6 protein-coding genes are annotated in these 18,147 nt (G+C 40.4%); 2 read left to right on the plus strand and 4 right to left on the minus strand.

The genetic code is table 11. The annotated features are described in order from the left end of the window. Window positions 1-2: 2 nt before the first annotated feature. Together lepB and QM867_RS07990 are read left to right on the plus strand one after the other, a co-directional pair. On the plus strand, window positions 3-614 hold the full coding sequence (gene lepB / locus QM867_RS07985; protein ID WP_075231822.1) for a signal peptidase I: 612 nt from the start codon (window positions 3-5) through the stop codon (window positions 612-614). A gap of 100 nt (window positions 615-714) precedes the next feature. Next, a complete protein-coding gene (locus QM867_RS07990) occupies window positions 715-3,081 on the plus strand; it encodes an ATP-dependent RecD-like DNA helicase (RefSeq protein WP_414315515.1) in 2,367 nt (788 codons plus the stop codon). A gap of 47 nt (window positions 3,082-3,128) precedes the next feature. On the opposite strand, the gene tig is transcribed toward QM867_RS07990, so the two are convergent. From tig to QM867_RS08010, 4 genes are all read right to left on the minus strand, one after another. Then, window positions 3,129-4,412, minus strand: coding sequence for a trigger factor (tig, locus tag QM867_RS07995; protein ID WP_414315516.1), 1,284 nt, complete (start codon window positions 4,410-4,412; stop codon window positions 3,129-3,131). Window positions 4,413-4,853: 441 nt separating this feature from the next. Next, a complete protein-coding gene (locus tag QM867_RS08000) occupies window positions 4,854-16,649 on the minus strand; it encodes a mucin-binding protein (RefSeq protein WP_414315517.1) in 11,796 nt (3,931 codons plus the stop codon). 422 nt (window positions 16,650-17,071) lie between these two features. Further along, window positions 17,072-17,281, minus strand: a complete 210-nt coding sequence (locus QM867_RS08005) for a hypothetical protein (RefSeq protein WP_414315518.1) — start codon at window positions 17,279-17,281, stop codon at window positions 17,072-17,074. 115 nt (window positions 17,282-17,396) lie between these two features. After that, a partial coding sequence (locus tag QM867_RS08010; RefSeq protein ID WP_414315519.1) for an LPXTG cell wall anchor domain-containing protein occupies window positions 17,397-18,147 on the minus strand: 751 nt, incomplete at its 5' end.

Below are 18,147 nucleotides of genomic sequence, written 5' to 3' on the forward strand. Positions count from 1 at the left end.
TTATGAAATATTTTAAATCGTTTTTAAAAGAGTGGAGTTTTATCCTCATTATCACTCTTATCGCCCTTAGTCGTCTCTTTCTCTGGAGAAATGTCAGTGTAGAAGGACATTCCATGGATCCTACCTTGGCAGATGGAGAAGTCCTCTTTGTGGTTAAACATCTCCCAATCAATCGTTTTGATATTGTGGTTGCTCATGAAGACGATGGGAACAAGGATATCGTTAAACGGGTCATTGGTATGCCAGGAGATACTATCCGTTACGAAAGCGACAAGCTCTATATCAATGGTCAAGAAACTGATGAGCCCTATTTAGCAGAATACCTTAAGCGTTTCAAGGAAGATAAACTCCAAAGCACTTATACTGGAACTGGTTGGGATGGTAAAAAGGGAGAATACTTTAGAACCATTGCCCAAAAGGCTCAAGCCTTTACCCTAGATGTTAATTACAACACTAGCTTCACCTTCACTGTTCCAGAAGGAGAATACCTCCTACTTGGTGATGACCGTCTGGTATCTAGCGACAGTCGACATGTTGGTACCTTTAAGGCAAAAGATATCACTGGTGAAGCCAAATTCCGCTTTTGGCCACTCAAGCGTATCGGAACATTTTAAAAACTAGGAAGAGGCCGAGAATTTCCCATCTCAGCCTCTTCTCATTCTATTTTGACTAAATCTGGGATAAATTTTCTCAGACACTATTGTAAGGAATTTTATGGAAGTTTATTTTTCAGGCACCATTGAACGCATTATTTTTGAAAATGTCAGCAATTTTTTCCGTATTTTACTCCTAGATATTGAGGATACCAATGCTGAAGACTTTGATGATTATGAAATCATTGTCACAGGTACTATGGCTGATATCATTGAAGGAGAGGAATACACCTTTTGGGGACAAATTGTCCAACACTCCAAGTATGGGGAACAGCTACAAATGACTCGCTATGAGAGAGCCAAGCCGACTAGTAAGGGCTTGGTCAAGTATTTCTCCAGCAGCCATTTTAAGGGAATTGGACTCAAAACAGCACAGAAAATTGTGGATATTTACGGAGATAACACTATTGACAAAATCTTAGAAAATCCAGACAAACTCCAGTCTATCTCTGGACTCTCTGCTAAAAACCGTGAGGCCTTTGTCTCAACTCTTCGTCTTAATTACGGAACAGAGATGGTCTTAGCCAAACTGGCTAATTACGGCATCCCAAATAAACTAGCCTTTCAGATCCAAGATTTTTACAAGGAAGAAACGCTAGAGATTGTCGAGAACTATCCCTATCAACTGGTTGAGGATATCAAGGGTTTGGGCTTTACCATCGCTGACCAACTGGCCCAAGAACTGGGGATTGAGAGTCAAGCTCCCGAACGCTTCCGTGCTGGTCTAGTTCATAGTCTTTTTCAGGCCTGTATGGAAACAGGGGACACCTATGTTGAAGCACGGGATCTGCTAGAACAAACCCTTAATCTTCTAGAATCCTCCCGTCCAGTCGAACTAGATCCGAGTCAAGTTGCCCAAGAACTTGCTTATCTGATTGAAGAAGATAAGGTCCAGCAGATTGATACCAAAATCTTTGATAATAGCCTCTTTTTTGCAGAAGAAGGGATTCGCAGCCATCTCATCAGAATCCTCGAAAAAGGGCAGAGTAAAAAACAGGATCTAGAAACCATTCAAGAACATATCGCAACTGTTGAGGAAGAACTGGGGATTGAGTATGATAGTATTCAAAAACAGGCCATCTGCGATGCTATCCAGAACAAGGTCTTTATCCTTACAGGTGGACCTGGTACAGGTAAGACTACTGTTATCAACGGCATTATCGCTGTCTATGCTCTCTTAGAAGGACTGGATCTCAAGAAAAAGAGCAATCTGCCCATTCTCCTAGCCGCTCCCACCGGTCGCGCAGCCCGTCGTATGAATGAGTTGACAGGACTACCAAGTGCAACTATTCACCGCCACTTGGGTATGACTGGAGACGACGATACCAGCCATCTGGAAGATTATCTGGATGCTGACTTTATCATTGTTGACGAGTTTTCTATGGTAGATACTTGGTTAGCCAACCAGCTCTTCTCCAATATCTCCTCTACCAGTAAAATCCTCATCGTTGGTGATAGTGACCAGCTGCCTTCTGTCAGTCCTGGTCAAGTCCTAGCAGATTTACTTCAGATACCAACCATCCCTCAAACACGTTTGGAACGAATCTACCGTCAGAGCGAAGAATCAACCATCGTCACTCTTGCAAGTCAGATTCGTCAGGGAATATTGCCTGCAGATTTTACCCAGAAAAAAGCAGATCGCTCCTACTTTGAAATTGCTAGTAACCATATCCCTGCTAGCATTGAAAAAATCCTAGGTGCTGCTATCAGAAGTGGCATCCCTGCTCGTGATATTCAAGTTCTTGCCCCTATGTACCGTGGAACTGCTGGTATTGATGCCATCAACCAGCTCATGCAAGACCTACTCAATCCTCCACAAAAAGACCAGCTTAGCTTTGAAGCTCCTCAGTGTCACTATCGAACAGGAGATAAGGTCATTCACCTAGTCAACGATGCAGAGGTCAATGTCTTTAACGGAGACTTAGGCTATATCACAGACTTGATTCCAGGAAAATACACTGAATCCAAGCAGGATGAAATTATGATTGATTTTGACGGTAACGAGGTCTCCTATCCTCGAAATGAATGGTACAAGATTCGCTTAGCCTATGCTATGAGCATCCATAAATCTCAGGGGAGCGAGTTTCCTGTTGTTATCCTGCCTATCACCAGCGCAAGTAAACGCATGTTAGAGCGTAATCTCATCTACACTGCCATCACTCGTGCAAAAAGTAAGCTCATTTTACTAGGTGAATTACAGGCCTTTGACTATGCAACTCAGCACATCGGAACTGCCCGTAAGACCTATCTAATTGAACGTTTCAGCGACTTAATAGAATCAACTGATGGAACTAGTAAATCAGCTACTGAAGCTACACCAGTTACAGACACTGAACAATCCTACATCTTAACCGAAGATAACTGGTCTAGTATCCCAGCTATGATTGGGATTACTGAAGAAGACCTGAAGGAGATTTTCGGAAAATAAAGTATAAGAAAACCCACCGAATCCGGTGGGCTTTTATCTTGTAAAGATTATTTTACTGTTGCAGTGCTTGTAATCAATTCAACAGCTTTTTTGATTGTGATATCGTGTTTCAACATATCAGCTGAAAGCAAGCTTTGTACTTGAGCAACTTCCATGTTGTAGTCTGCTGCCAATTGCTCGATTTCTTTTTGGATTTCTTCTTCTGAAGCGTCAAATCCTTCAGCTTTAGCAACTGCTTCGATAACAAGGTTAGTCTTAGTACGTGACTCAGCTTCACCCTCATATTGTTTGTGAAGGTCTTCTTGAGTAGTTCCAGTGATTTGGAAGTACATGTCAGGGTTGATACCTTGACGTTGCAAGTTTCCAAGGAATTCGTTTACTGAACGGTGAACTTCTTCGTGGATCATTTCTTCTGGAAGTTCTACGATTTCAGCGTTTTCTACAGCTTTATCAATTGCTGCACCTTCAACTGCATCTTTGTAAGCTTCTTCTTTAGCAGCAGCCAATTCCTTGCGGTATTTTTCTTTCAATTCAGCAAGAGTTTCAACTTCTTCATCGATGTCTTTTGCAAGCTCATCGTCAAGAGCTGGAACTTCTTTAGCTTTTACTTCGTGGATAGTTGTTACGAATTTAGCTTCTTTACCTGCAAGGTCTTCTGCTTGGTAGTCTTCTGGGAATGTTACGATAACATCAACAGTTTCACCAGCTGAGTGACCTACCAATTGGTCTTCGAAACCAGGAATGAATTGACCTGAACCAAGTCCAAGTGAGAAGTTTTCACCTTTTCCACCATCAAATTCAACACCGTCGATAGAACCAACGAAGTCGATGACAACAGTGTCGCCATTTTCAGCAGCAGCTTCCTTGATAACCAATTCAGCCAAGTTGTTGCGTTCGCGTTCGATACGCTCTTCAACGTCAGCATCAGTTACTTCTTTTTCTAGATCAACTGATACTTCAAGGTTTTTGTAGTCACCCAATTTTACTTCAGGTTTTGTAACGACTTCAGCAGTGATAACCCAGTCTTGACCTTTTTCCATTGAAGTTACGTCAATTTTTGGTTGAGCAACCACTTCAAGACCAGCTTCTTTTACAGCTGCTTCATAAGCATTTGGCAAAAGAGCGTTCATAGCGTCTTGGTAAAGTGACTCTTCACCAAATTTTTTGTCGAAGATAGGGCGTGGAAGGTGACCTTTACGGAAACCTGGAACATTAAGAGATTTCTTCACTGAGTTGAAGACACGGTCCAATTCTGGTTTGATTTGGTCTTGAGAGATAGTGAAAGTCAAGACACCACGGTTTGTTTCTTTGTTTTCAAATGATACAGACATTCTGTCATTTCTCCTTAAAATTTTTTTAAATACAGCCTATTATAACATTTTCCATTGATAAAAGCTAGACTAATGCCGATAAATCTGGCTAAAACACATTTTTTATAATTTTCTATCTTAGTCTACTCAGGAAAATTTAGTAAATTTTTGACATTCTAGAGTTAGTTTTTAGCTAGTATTTCCAAGTATTATTATTTTAATTTTGAATATTCTTTGAGGGTATATTTTCAATTGCATAAAGTGTTCCACATAAAAAATTAAGTTTGATTCATTTTGAGTATTACACATACAAAATTATCTCTATAAAGTATTGTAAGGTAATATTGAATACCAAATTTGATAACTAAAAAGAAGACAAACATTCTTAAAATGTTTGTCCTCTTAATGCTATAGACTCTATCATCTAGTCCGAAGTAATTTCAATAGGATTAAATTTTTATTTTAATCTTCTTTTTTCTTACGAACTACAAGTCCAAATCCACTCATTACTCCAAGAAGTCCAAGTGCTGCTAAGCTAGTATGATCTTCAGTACCAGTATTTGGCAACTGAGGAGTATTTTCTTTAGCAGAGGTTGGTTTCTCTGGAGTTACTGGTACAATTGGAACGTAGATGATTGGGGTGTCATCACCTGGGTTTGTTGGAAGGTTTGGAAGTTCCTTACCTGGTTCTACTGGTTGACCTGGTTTGCTTGGATCTTTTGGATCTGGCAAGTATGGTTTGTAGCCTGGTACGTCTGGAACAACTGGTTTTCCTGGTTTTGTTGGATCTGTTGGATCATTTGGATATTTCACATCTGGTGTTGATGGGAATTTAGGATCATCAGATTTTGGAACCAAGCTTCCAAGTGATTTATAGGTAACAATCTCTACTACTTCAGGATTTTCTGGAGTAACTGTCTTACCACCGGCTTCTGTCTTATCAGCGTAGTAACCTGGAATTACTGGTACAGATACCTTACCGTAAGTATGGCTCTTCTCAGTCCATGTTGTAGTTCCAGAAGCTTTGTTTTCTTTACCAGTGAATGTGAAGTTGTCTTGGACATTGTCGGCTGGAGTCTTATCGCCTGCTCCTTCAAACTTAACTGTTTGTTTAGTTGGTTTCTTCACATCATTTACGATTGGTACGTAGATGATTGGTGTGTCTTCACCTGGGTTTGTTGGAAGGTTTGGTAGCTCCTTACCTGGTTCTACTGGTTGACCTGGTTTGCTTGGATCTTTTGGATCTGGCAAGTATGGTCTGTAGCCTGGTACGTCTGGAACAACTGGTTTACCTGGTTTACCTGGATCTGTTGGATCATTTGGATACTTCACTTTTGGTGTTGATGGGAAGTTTGGATCGTCTGGTGTTCCTGGTTTTGGAACCAAGTTTCCAAGCGGTTTGTAAGTAACTGTATCTGTTGCTTCAGGATTTTCTGGAGTAACTGTCTTACCACCAGCTTCTGTCTTATCAGCGTAGTAACCTGGAATTACTGGTACAGATACCTTACCGTAAGTATGGTTCTTCTCAGTCCATGTTGTAGTTCCAGAAGCTTTGTTTTCTTTACCAGTGAATGTGAAGTCGTCTTGGACCTTGTCGGATGGAGTCTTATCGCCTGCTCCTTCAAACTTAACTGTTTGTTTAGTTGGTTTCTTCACATCATTTACGATTGGTACGTAGATGATTGGTGTGTCTTCACCTGGGTTTGTTGGAAGGTTTGGTAGCTCCTTACCTGGTTCTACTGGTTGACCTGGTTTGCTTGGATCTTTTGGATCTGGCAAGTATGGTCTGTAGCCTGGTACGTCTGGAACAACTGGTTTACCTGGTTTACCTGGATCTGTTGGATCATTTGGATACTTCACTTTTGGTGTTGATGGGAAGTTTGGATCGTCTGGTGTTCCTGGTTTTGGAACCAAGTTTCCAAGCGGTTTGTAAGTAACTGTATCTGTTGCTTCAGGATTTTCTGGAGTAACTGTCTTACCACCGGCTTCTGTCTTATCAGCGTAGTAACCTGGAATTACTGGAACTGATACCTTACCGTAAGTATGGTTCTTCTCAGTCCATGTTGTAGTTCCAGAAGCTTTGTTTTCTTTACCAGTGAATGTGAAGTCGTCTTGGACCTTGTCGGATGGAGTCTTATCGCCTGCTCCTTCAAACTTAACTGTTTGTTTAGTTGGTTTCTTCACATCATTTACGATTGGTACGTAGATGATTGGTGTGTCTTCACCTGGGTTTGTTGGAAGGTTTGGTAGCTCCTTACCTGGTTCTACTGGTTGACCTGGTTTGCTTGGATCTTTTGGATCTGGCAAGTATGGTCTGTAGCCTGGTACGTCTGGAACAACTGGTTTACCTGGTTTACCTGGATCGTTTGGATCATTTGGATACTTCACTTTTGGTGTTGATGGGAAGTTTGGATCGTCTGGTGTTCCTGGTTTTGGAACCAAGTTTCCAAGTGGTTTGTAGGTTACTGTATCTGTTGCTTCAGGATTTTCTGGAGTAACCGTCTTACCGCCTGCTTCTGTCTTATCAGCGTAGTAACCTGGAATTACTGGAACTGATACCTTACCGTAAGTATGGCTCTTCTCATTCCATGTTGTACTTCCATCAGCTTTATTTTCTTTACCAGTGAATGTGAAATCGTCTTGGACATTGTCTCCTGGAGTCTTATCGCCTGCTCCTTCAAACTTAACTGTTTGTTTAGTTGGTTTCTTCACATCATTTACGATTGGTACGTAGATGATTGGTGTGTCGTCACCTGGGTTTGTTGGAAGGTTTGGTAGCTCCTTACCTGGTTCTACTGGTTGACCTGGTTTGCTTGGATCTTTTGGATCTGGCAAGTATGGTCTGTAGCCTGGTACGTCTGGAACAACTGGTTTACCTGGTTTACCTGGATCGTTTGGATCATTTGGATACTTCACTTTTGGTGTTGATGGGAAGTTTGGATCGTCTGGTGTTCCTGGTTTTGGAACCAAGTTTCCAAGTGGTTTGTAGGTTACAGTTTCTTCAAGATTTTCTTGAGTGACTGTCTTAGAATCAACACTTGCTTTATCCGCATAGTAACCTGTCAATCCTGGTGTTGGAACTGCATCATAGTTAGTCTTATTCGCTGTCCATGGTGCATCAGGGTTAAGAACTTTACCTGTCACCTTATCAAGATTTAAGGTACGTGTCCATTGTGCATTTTGAACATTGTCAGCTGGGGCTGCTACCTTACCATCTGATACCACATACTTAACAGTAGATGTGACATCTTTCTTCCATTGATCTGTCGCTGGGTACTTAGGACTGTTTGGATCATTTGGATTGATTGGATCTGTTGGGTTATGTGGATCATTTGGTCCTACAGGAGTTTCACCATGTTTCAAGGTTACTGTCCAGGTTTGATCTACTGATGCATCGGTATCGAAGTGAGCTCCTGCTGGGAATTCATCGCTTACAAGAACATAGCCACGATCTTCATAATACTTGATCTTGTCCGCAGTTGAGTAATTGATTGCCTCACCTGATTTACCACCGACTTGATCATTGGCAAGGGTTTGACCAGTTGTTTGATCAACGTACGTGATCACTGCTTTTTGATCTGCTTTACGGTAAACAACTGGGGTATCAGCTCCTGGGTTAGATGGTGTTACATTTGGAATGTCTGTCACGTAACCTGGGATGACTGGTGTTGGGGTTACACCACCTTTAGTTGGATCGTTTGGATCATTCGTATATTGTGGAGTTGGCGCATTTGGAATTGGGTTTCCATCTGGGTCAACTGGAATGATCTTACCGAGTTCCTTATAAACCACTTTATCTGTAGCTTCTGGGTGTTCTGGTGTAACTGTCTTACCACCTGCTTCAGCTTTATCCGCATAATAGTGTTCAACGACTGGGACTTTTACTTTGCCATAGTCATGACTGTTTTCAGTCCATGTTGTTGTACCATCTGCTTGATTCTTCTTACCTGTGAAGGTATAGTCGCTTTGAACATCATCTTTTGGTGTGGTTGAACCAGCTCCTTCAAACGTTACCGTTTGTTTTGTTGGTTGCGTCACATCATTTGTTTTTGGTACATAGATGATTGGCGTATCTTCCCCTGGTTTATCAGGTGTTACAGGTGTTCCTGGTTGGATTGGTTGACCTGGTTTCGTTGGATCGTTTGGATCTGGAAGGTGTGGTTCATAACCTGGTACATCTGGAACAACTGGTTGACCTGGTTTCGTTGGGTCTGTTGGATCGTTCGGATATTTAACACCTGGTGTTGATGGGAAGTTTGGATCATTTGGTGTTTCTGGTTTTGGAACCAAGTTTCCAAGTGGTTTGTAAGTAACAGTTTCTTCAAGGTTTTCTTGAGTAACTGCCTTAGAAGCAACACTTGCTTTATCCGCATAGTATCCTGTCAAACCTGGTGTTGGAACTGCAGCGTAGGCTGTCTTATCTGATGCCCATGGTGTCGCTGAAAGTTCTTTACCTGTGACTTTATCCAAGGTAAGGGTACGTGTCCATGTTGCGTTTTCAACATGATCTGCTGGGGCTGCTACCTTACCATCTGATACCACATACTTAACAGTAGATGTGACATCTTTCTTCCATTGATCTGTCGCTGGGTACTTAGGACTGTTTGGATCATTTGGATTGATTGGATCTGTTGGGTTATGTGGATTATTTGGTCCTACAGGAGTTTCACCATGTTTCAAGGTTACTGTCCAGGTTTGATCTACTGATGCATCGGTATCGAAGTGAACTCCTGCTGGGAATTCATCGCTTACAAGAACATAGCCACGATCTTCGTAGTACTTAATCTTATCCGCAGTTGAGTAATTGATTGCCTCACCTGATTTACCACCGACTTGATCATTGGCAAGGGTTTGACCTGTTGTTTGGTCAACGTACTTGATAATAGCTTTTTGTTCCGCCTTACGGTAGACAACAGGTGTATCAGATCCTGGGTCATTAGGTGTTACACTTGGTGTATCTGTCACATAACCTGGGATAACTGGAGTTGGAGTCTCGCCACCCTTAGTTGGATCTTGTGGATCATTGTTGTACTGTGGAGTTGGTGCTTTAGGAATTGGGTTTCCTTCTGGATCAACTGGAATGATCTTACCAAGTGGTTTATAAGTAACCTTATCCGTAACTTCTGGTTGATCTGGAGTAACTGTCTTAGATCCAGCTTCCTTCTTATCAGCGTAGTAACCTTTAACTACTGGAACTGTTTCTTTACCATAAGTGTGATTAGGTTGATCCCATGTTGTCGTACCATTTTTTTGTTTACCAGTAAAGGTGAAGTTATCTTGAACCTTATCAGCTGGAGTAGCTGTTCCTGCTCCTTCAAACGTTACCGTTTGTTTAGTTGGTTGCGTCACATCATTTGTTTTTGGTACATAGATGATTGGCGTATCTTCCCCTGGTTTATCAGGTGTTACAGGTGTTCCTGGTTGGATTGGTTGACCTGGTTTCGTTGGATCGTTTGGATCTGGAAGGTGTGGTTCATAACCTGGTACATCAGGAACGACTGGTTGACCTGGTTTCGTTGGATCTGTTGGATCGTTCGGATATTTAACACCTGGTGTTGATGGGAAGTTTGGATCGTTTGGTTTCTCTGGTTTTGGAACCAAGTTTCCAAGTGGTTTGTAAGTAACAGTTTCTTCAAGGTTTTCTTGAGTAACTGCCTTAGAAGCAACACTTGCTTTATCAGCGTAGTATCCTGTCAAACCTGGTGTTGGAACTGCAGCGTAGGCTGTCTTATCTGATGCCCATGGTGTCGCTGAAAGTTCTTTACCTGTGACTTTATCCAAGGTAAGGGTACGTGTCCATGTCGCGTTTTCAACATGATCTGCTGGGGCTGCTACCTTACCATCTGATACCACATACTTAACAGTAGATGTGACATCTTTCTTCCATTGATCTGTCGCTGGGTATTTAGGACTGTTTGGATCATTTGGATTGATTGGATCTGTTGGATTATGTGGATCGTTTGGTCCAACTGGAGTTTCACCGTGTTTCAAGGTTACTGTCCAGGTTTGATCTACTGATGCATCGGTATCGAAGTGAACTCCTGCTGGGAATTCATCGCTTACAAGAACATAGCCACGATCTTCATAGTACTTGATCTTGTCCGCAGTTGAGTAGTTGATTGCCTCACCTGATTTACCACCGACTTGATCATTGGCAAGGGTTTGACCAGTTGTTTGATCAACGTACTTGATCACTGCTTTTTGGTCTGCCTTAACATAAACAATCTTCGTATCTTGTGAAATTCGATCTGGATCACTTTCATCATTTGGTTCAATAGTTTTATCAACAATATTGTAACCCCATGCTTGTGGTTGTTCCTCCTTAATCACATATCCTGTTGGTGCATCTGGAATTTTAGTTTCTGCTGCTTCTTTAGGATTCAATGGGTTATTTTCATAAGTCTTAGATACTGAACCTGGAATAACATTTCCTGATTCATCTACTTGAATAATCTTACCAAGTGGTTTATAAGTTACAACATCTTCAGCATTAGGATTGGTTGGAGTGACTGTTTTACTACCTGCTTCAGACTTGTCAGCGTAGTAACCAGAAACTACTGGAACACTTTCCCTACCGTAAGTATGACTGTTTTCAGTCCATGTTGTTGTACCATCAGCTTGATTCTTCTTACCTGTGAAAGTATAGTCATTTTGAATCTTATCTGAAGGTACCTGAGCTTTACCATCTGTACTTGTGTACTTAACAGTTTGTTTTGTTGGTTGCGTCACATCATTAGTTTTTGGTACATAGATAATCGGCGTATCTTTTCCTGGATTTTCAGGGGTGATTGGTTTTCCTGGTTCTACTGGTTGACCTGGTTTACTTGGATCGTTTGGATCTGGCAAGTATGGTTTGTAGCCTGGTACATTAGGCACAACTGGTTTACCTGGTTTTGTTGGATCGTTTGGATCATTTGGATACTTCACTTCTGGTGTTGATGGGAAGTTTGGATCTTTTGGTGTCTCTGGTTTTGGAACCAATTTTCCAAGTGGCTTGTAAGTAACAGTTTCTTCAAGATTTTCTTGAGTAACTGTCTTAGAAGCAACACTTCCTTTATCAGCGTAGTAACCTGTCAATCCTGGTGTTGGAACTGCATCATAGTTAGCCTTATTCGATGCCCATGGAGTAGATGAGAGAACTTCACCTGTCACCTTATCAAGTTTTAAGGTACGTGTCCATTGTGCATTTTGAACCTTATCAGCTGGGGCAGTTGCCTTACCGTCTGATACCACATAATGAACAGTTGACGTTACATCTTTCTTCCATTGATCTTCCGCAGGGTATTTAGGACTCTTTGGATCATTTGGATTGATTGGATCTGTTGGATTATGTGGATTATTTGGTCCAACTGGAGTTACATCGTGTTCTAATCTAACTACGAATTCTTGATCAATGTTTTCATCACTATCAAATTTCTTTTGATCTTCAGTTGAGTTTGTGAAACCATCTTCTACAAGCTTGTAACCCTTATTAACAAAATCAGCAATCTTAGCTGCAGTTGAGTAGTTAATGGCTTCATACGATTTACCAGAAACTTCATCTTTTGCTAATTCCTTATTATTGTCACTGGTATCAACATACTTGATAATAGCTTTTTGATCTGCCTTGCGGTAGATAATCGGCGTATCTTTACCTGGTTTTTCAGGAGTGATTGGTTTTCCTGGTTCTACTGGTTGACCTGGTTTCGTTGGATCGTTTGGATCTGGCAAGTATGGTTTGTAGCCTGGTACATCTGGAACAACTGGTTTACCTGGTTTTGTTGGATCGTTTGGATCATTTGGATACTTCACTTCTGGTGTTGATGGGAAGTTTGGATCTTTTGGTGTCTCTGGTTTTGGAACCAATTTTCCAAGTGGGTTGTAAGTAACAGTTTCTTCAAGATTTTCTTGAGTGACTGTCTTAGAAGCAACACTTCCTTTATCAGCGTAGTAACCTGTCAATCCTGGTGTTGGAACTGCATCATAGTTAGCCTTATTAGATGCCCATGGTGCATCAGGGTTAAGAACTTTACCTGTAACTTTATCAAGATTTAAGGTACGTGTCCATTGTGCATTTTGAACCTTATCAGCTGGGGCAGTTGTCTTACCGTCTGATACCACATACTTAACAGTTGATGTTACATCTTTCTTCCATTGATCTTCCGCAGGGTATTTTGGACTCTTTGGATCATTTGGATTGATTGGATCTGTTGGTTTATGTGGGTTATTTGGTCCAACTGGAGTTACATCGTGTTTCAAGGTAACTACGAATTCTTGATCAACTGATTCATCCTTGTCATAGGTAGCTCCTGCTGGGAATCCATCACTTACAAGAACATAGCCACGATCTTGGTATTTCTGAATCTTAGCTGCAGTTGAGTAGGCAATAGCTTCACCTGATTTACCACCTACTTGATCACTTTCAAGTGTTGCACCAGTATTTTGGTCTACATACTTGATAGTAGCTTTTTGATCTGCCTTGCGGTAGATAATCGGCGTATCTTCACCTGGTTTTTCAGGAGTGATTGGTTTTCCTGGTTCTACTGGTTGACCTGGTTTCGTTGGATCGTTTGGATCTGGCAAGTATGGTTTGTAGCCTGGTACATTAGGCACAACTGGTTTACCTGGTTTTGTTGGATCGTTTGGATCATTTGGATACTTCACTTCTGGTGTTGATGGGAAGTTTGGATCTTTTGGTGTCTCTGGTTTTGGAACCAATTTTCCAAGTGGGTTGTAAGTAACAGTTTCTTCAAGATTTTCTTGAGTGACTGTCTTAGAAGCAACACTTCCTTTATCAGCGTAGTAACCTGTCAATCCTGGTGTTGGAACTGCATCATAGTTAGCCTTATTCGATGCCCATGGAGTAGATGAGAGAACTTTACCTGTAACTTTATCAAGTTTTAAGGTACGTGTCCATTGTGCATTTTGAACCTTATCAGCTGGGGCAGTTGCATTACCGTCTGATACCACATAATGAACTGTTGACGTTACATCTTTCTTCCATTGATCTTCCGCAGGGTATTTAGGACTGTTTGGATCATTTGGATTGATTGGATCTGTTGGTTTATGTGGGTTATTTGGTCCAACTGGTGTTACATCGTGAGCTAATTTAACTATGAATTCTTGATCAATGTTTTCATCATCATCAAATTTCTTTTGATCTTCAGAGGCCTTTTTGAATCCATCTTCTACAAGTTTATAACCCTTTTTAACAAAATCAGCAATCTTAGCTTCAGTTGAGTAGGTAATCGTTTCACCAGCTGTACCTTCAACTGTATCTTTTGCCAACTCCTTGTTGTTAGCACTTGTATCAATATATTTGACAATAGCTTTTTGTTTTACTTTTTTATAGACAACAACTGTTTCATAGACACCCAAATCAGATTTGGCTACAATATTACGCCAATAAGTTTCTGAAACGGTACGTTTACCTGCTTGAGCATCAATAAGCGTTTCTGGTGCATTGCTTGAATCATATGAAACAGAAACTGAATCAGCTTTAGCCCCAGCTACTAATCCTGGAACATTACTTGACTTGATTTCTGCTTTATAGCCTTCGAGTTTTGGCGAAGCGATAGTACCATAATTATAAGTACCTGAATTTGTTCCATCAACTTTCCAACCAGTATCAGCTATATTATCTCCATCAATATCAGAAATGTGATACTTAGCCTTACTGTAGGCGGCTAAGAACTCATCACCATTAGTAACACTTGAATTTTTTAAAATCTTTTTAAAGCCTTCTTGGTCAATAGAGACATCCAAGGTACGATTCCAGTTTGATGACTGAATAACATCTTCTTTAACTGAAGTTCCATCTTCGTACACATATTTGATGACATTTTTATGAACACCAGTCGGGTTGATTTTAGAACCATTTGATACCCAAATATTTTGACGGTTATCACCTACCGGGTCAATACCATAAGTCCTATCTGTGGCAACAACTCCCCCAGTAGAAGAACCTGTTGGTACAGATGTGGCATTAGCAGGTTCTATGTGTGCTCTATTATTTTGGAAACCAGCAATAGACATAGATCCGCCCTGGATATTCATCCAAACAGAACTCTGTTTATTATGACTTTGTGCATCCCTACCATCCTTGTTCATGGAATAAACCGTATAGGTCCCAACACCTGCATTATTTGTTGGACCATTAAATTCGACTCGGTTCCCTGAAGCTTCTAATTTATTTGAGATATAAAGAATATTTCCGTGGCCAATATCCTGTGGATTGTTCCCTTGAGGAATAGTTATTGGTAGTTTCCCGGTAATGTCACCTGCTGATGTACCATCTGATTTTGTGTATCTCATAAAGGAAACATATAGCGGATTATTAAACTGGAAATAAGTGTTTGTACTAGCTCCCAATGCTACTGAGATCAACTCAGCATAGTAGTTAGTATTATCATCTCGAATATCTACAATAGAACCCTTATTCGCTTGGAAAAGTGGCTCATTCTTACGACCATTCCTAGAATCAAGGGAAATGACATCATCCCAGTCATTATCCCAACTGTGACCATTCTTATCCTTATACGTACGGTCATCCATTTGTACACGGAAAGTCGCAAAGTCATCTACTAAGATTTTACCATTTTCATTCAGACCGATATAGTTGTACCCATCGTAACTACCTGAAGGTGTCTTAGTATCCTCATTTTTACCTTTACCTACTGAATGGAAAGTATTGTTCGAATGTTTTCCAAAGACTACTCTTGAATCATTTCCGAAATCAAGGGCAACACCACGACCTTTATTTTCAAAGCGAACTTTGGCATTTTGACCTGTGACAAGTTCTGAGTGATTCCCCATCATAATCCCATCACGGCCATGAAATTCAAATGTTCCTTCTTCGCCAATTAGAACTCGGCTAGGGCCATTTTTACGACCGTTGTTACCAGCACCGTAACCACCGTAACGATCCTTATCGGTAAATTGATCCCCTGGACGGTTTATACCAATTGAAATACCTTGACCGATACTAGTATTTAGGACTAACTTAGAGCCTTTGCCAGTTTCTACGGTACCACTATCAGCCATGAAAATACCAGCATTGTGGTAGCGAGCATTTTCGGATCCATTGCCAGTGTTCATGTTGATAGTAAGACTAGCTTTATCTTTTACACTGACCTTAGCTCCACTTTCAAGAGTAATAGCATCACCTTGAGAAGAGCGATTAAGCGTTAAGCTAGCCCCCTCAGCAACTGTTACAGATTTAGCATCGTGAATATTTGACTCACGACGTTGGTCTGAGTGACCAGCAGCTCCAACATTACGTTGTACGTGTTGAGTTTGACCATTTGCAGCTTGATAACTGTCACTAACTGTTGAAGTTGTAGTTCCTTTGATAACGACATGGGTGTTACCACCACCACCATAAAGTGATGAACCAACACTAGTTACATTTTCAAAGGTAACAGTATTTGAACCGCTAGTTCTTGATAAATCAATTGGACCTTTAGAATTAGCAGTCGCTATTTTAAGGTTTTTAAGATTTAGTTCCCAGCTAGCTCCTGTCAACTCCAAAGTGTGTGACAAAAGTTCAAGACGAGCATTGCCATCCTTACCTTGGATCGTAACTGGGCGAGATTGTGCATGAATAGTAGTCTTACGGTCAACAGATCCTGAACGTCCATTGTCGGTATTACCATTATCACCTTGAGCTACGACATCACCATTTACAGTGATTTCTCTGACATTTCCATCCTCTAAGGCTGAAACAAACTCACTCCAATTTGATACTTCACGTTTATTTTCTGAAGTAGCTCGACGTGTACGTGTTGAACGGCGTGCTTCAGCTGGAGCTTTATCAGTAGACTTATCATCTTTTTCAGCAACTTCAACTTCAGCTTTACCTTCAGTTGTTTTTGCCGTATCTTCACTTGATTCTTTAGCTGATACTTCTGATTTCTCAGATTTTGGACTTTCTGTTGCAGCTTTTTCAGAATCTGAAGAAACTTCAGTTGTTTCTGGTGTTACAACAGGTTTATCAGCTACTGTTGGTTTTGAATCGGCAGTTTCTGGTGATAGAGCAGACTTATCTGCTACTGTAGGTTTTGATTCAGAAGTTCTTGGTACTGAAGATTCCGATGTACTTGTTGAACTTTCTGGACTAACAGATACTACGGAGGTGAGCAATGTTTCTGAAACATTTACCTCATCAGCACTAGCAACTTGCCCACTCAAAAAGAAGGCAGTTCCTAAAAGAACAGAGGCTAAACCAAAACTATACTTACGTAAAGAAAAGCGTTGACGCTCATTAAAATGAAACTTCATGTTTATCTCCTTTAATTTTTTTACACAAATTTAGTATATCACTATATTTATAAAAATCAAGTGTTAGCGGTTACTTTTTTATAAAAAACGCACTATATATATTGAATTCAATATTTTTTTACATCTTTTATCGGAAACTTAGTAATTCTTTAACAAATAGAACTAAAGAAATAAACATGCATCTAGTGATGTATTTCAGCCCTACTATAAGAGATTTATCCATTTTTATATTCATACAACTTATTTAACAGTATTAAAAAATTTTAGTAAATATTTTTTACTGAGATTTATAGTTTTATCTTTTAGTTTTTCAACAAATCCTTCTATCTCTGGATATAAAAATGGAGAGAACAACGACTGTCCTCTCCAGATGTTATAGTAGATTGAAATAAGGTATGAACAAATCGATTAGGAAAATCAAACTAATTTCTAGAAATATTTTTAGCAGTCTTATACTCAATGAAAATCAGAGAGCAAACTAGGAAGCGAGCCGCAGGTTGCTCAAAACACCGTTTTGAGGTTGTGGATAGAACTGACGAAGTCAGTAACAAATATACGGCAAGGCGAAGTTTACGTGGTTTGAAGAGATTTTCGAAGAGTATTAGCATTTCAAAGATCTGTAAGACTGACATTTCACCATTCTCCTAATCATTATCCATCAAAAAAACCGTAAGAATTTCTTCTTACGGTTTTTCTAGCAAATTCATAGAATTGAGATTCTCAGTTTTGCTTTATTTGAGTAATTTCTTACTCTTCTTCCTCACGTTTTTTAGCGAAGAGGAGTCCGCCTGTCGCTGCTGCAAGAAGTGCTAAAGCAAGTGAAGCGCTAGATTGTTCTGTACCAGTATTTGGCAATTCTTTCGCTCCTGCTTTCTTAGCTGGTGCTTGAGCAGGTGAATCTTGGTTAGCAGCTGGATTACCTGCTACTGAACCATCTGATTTCTTAACTGTCTTATCTGCTGGGATAAAGGCTGTGGTGCCATCTTCAAAGGTTACAATTACTGATCCGTCTTTGTTAACCTTGATATCTTTCGCAGTTGGGTTAGATTTCTTAACTTCATCTGCTACCTTACCTTTTTCTGCATCAGTCAAGTTGCTTGGATCTGTAACTGGTGTTACTGATGGATCCTTAACGACTTTATCAGCTGATTTCTTAACTGTCTTATCTGCTGGGATAACCGCTGTTGTACCATCTGGGTATGTAACAGTTGTTGTACCATCTTTGCCAACTTTAACATCAGTTACGGTTGGGTTAGATTTCTTAACTTCGTCGGCTATCTTAGCTTTTTCTGCATCAGTCAAGTTGCTTGGATCTGTAACTGGTGTTACTGATGGATCCTTAACGACTTTATCAGCTGATTTCTTAACTGCCTTATCTGCTGGGATAACCGCTGTTGTACCATCTGGGTATGTAACAGTTGTTGTACCATCTTTGCCAACTTTAACATCAGTTACGGTTGGGTTAGATTTCTTAACTTCGTCGGCTATCTTAGCTTTT

The organism is Streptococcus infantis, from assembly GCF_047463635.1.
Classification (GTDB): Bacteria; Bacillota; Bacilli; order Lactobacillales; family Streptococcaceae; genus Streptococcus; species Streptococcus infantis_W.

Excerpts from the sequence above, each read along its gene's own strand:
- tig (WP_414315516.1), bottom strand. The coding sequence starts at position 4,412 with ATGTCTGTATCATTTGAAAACAAAGAAACAAACCGTGGTGTCTTGACT.
- QM867_RS08000 (WP_414315517.1), bottom strand. The coding sequence starts at position 16,649 with ATGAAGTTTCATTTTAATGAGCGTCAACGCTTTTCTTTACGTAAGTAT.
- lepB (WP_075231822.1), top strand. The coding sequence starts at position 3 with ATGAAATATTTTAAATCGTTTTTAAAAGAGTGGAGTTTTATCCTCATT.
- QM867_RS07990 (WP_414315515.1), top strand. The coding sequence starts at position 715 with ATGGAAGTTTATTTTTCAGGCACCATTGAACGCATTATTTTTGAAAAT.
- QM867_RS08005 (WP_414315518.1), bottom strand. The coding sequence starts at position 17,281 with ATGTCAGTCTTACAGATCTTTGAAATGCTAATACTCTTCGAAAATCTC.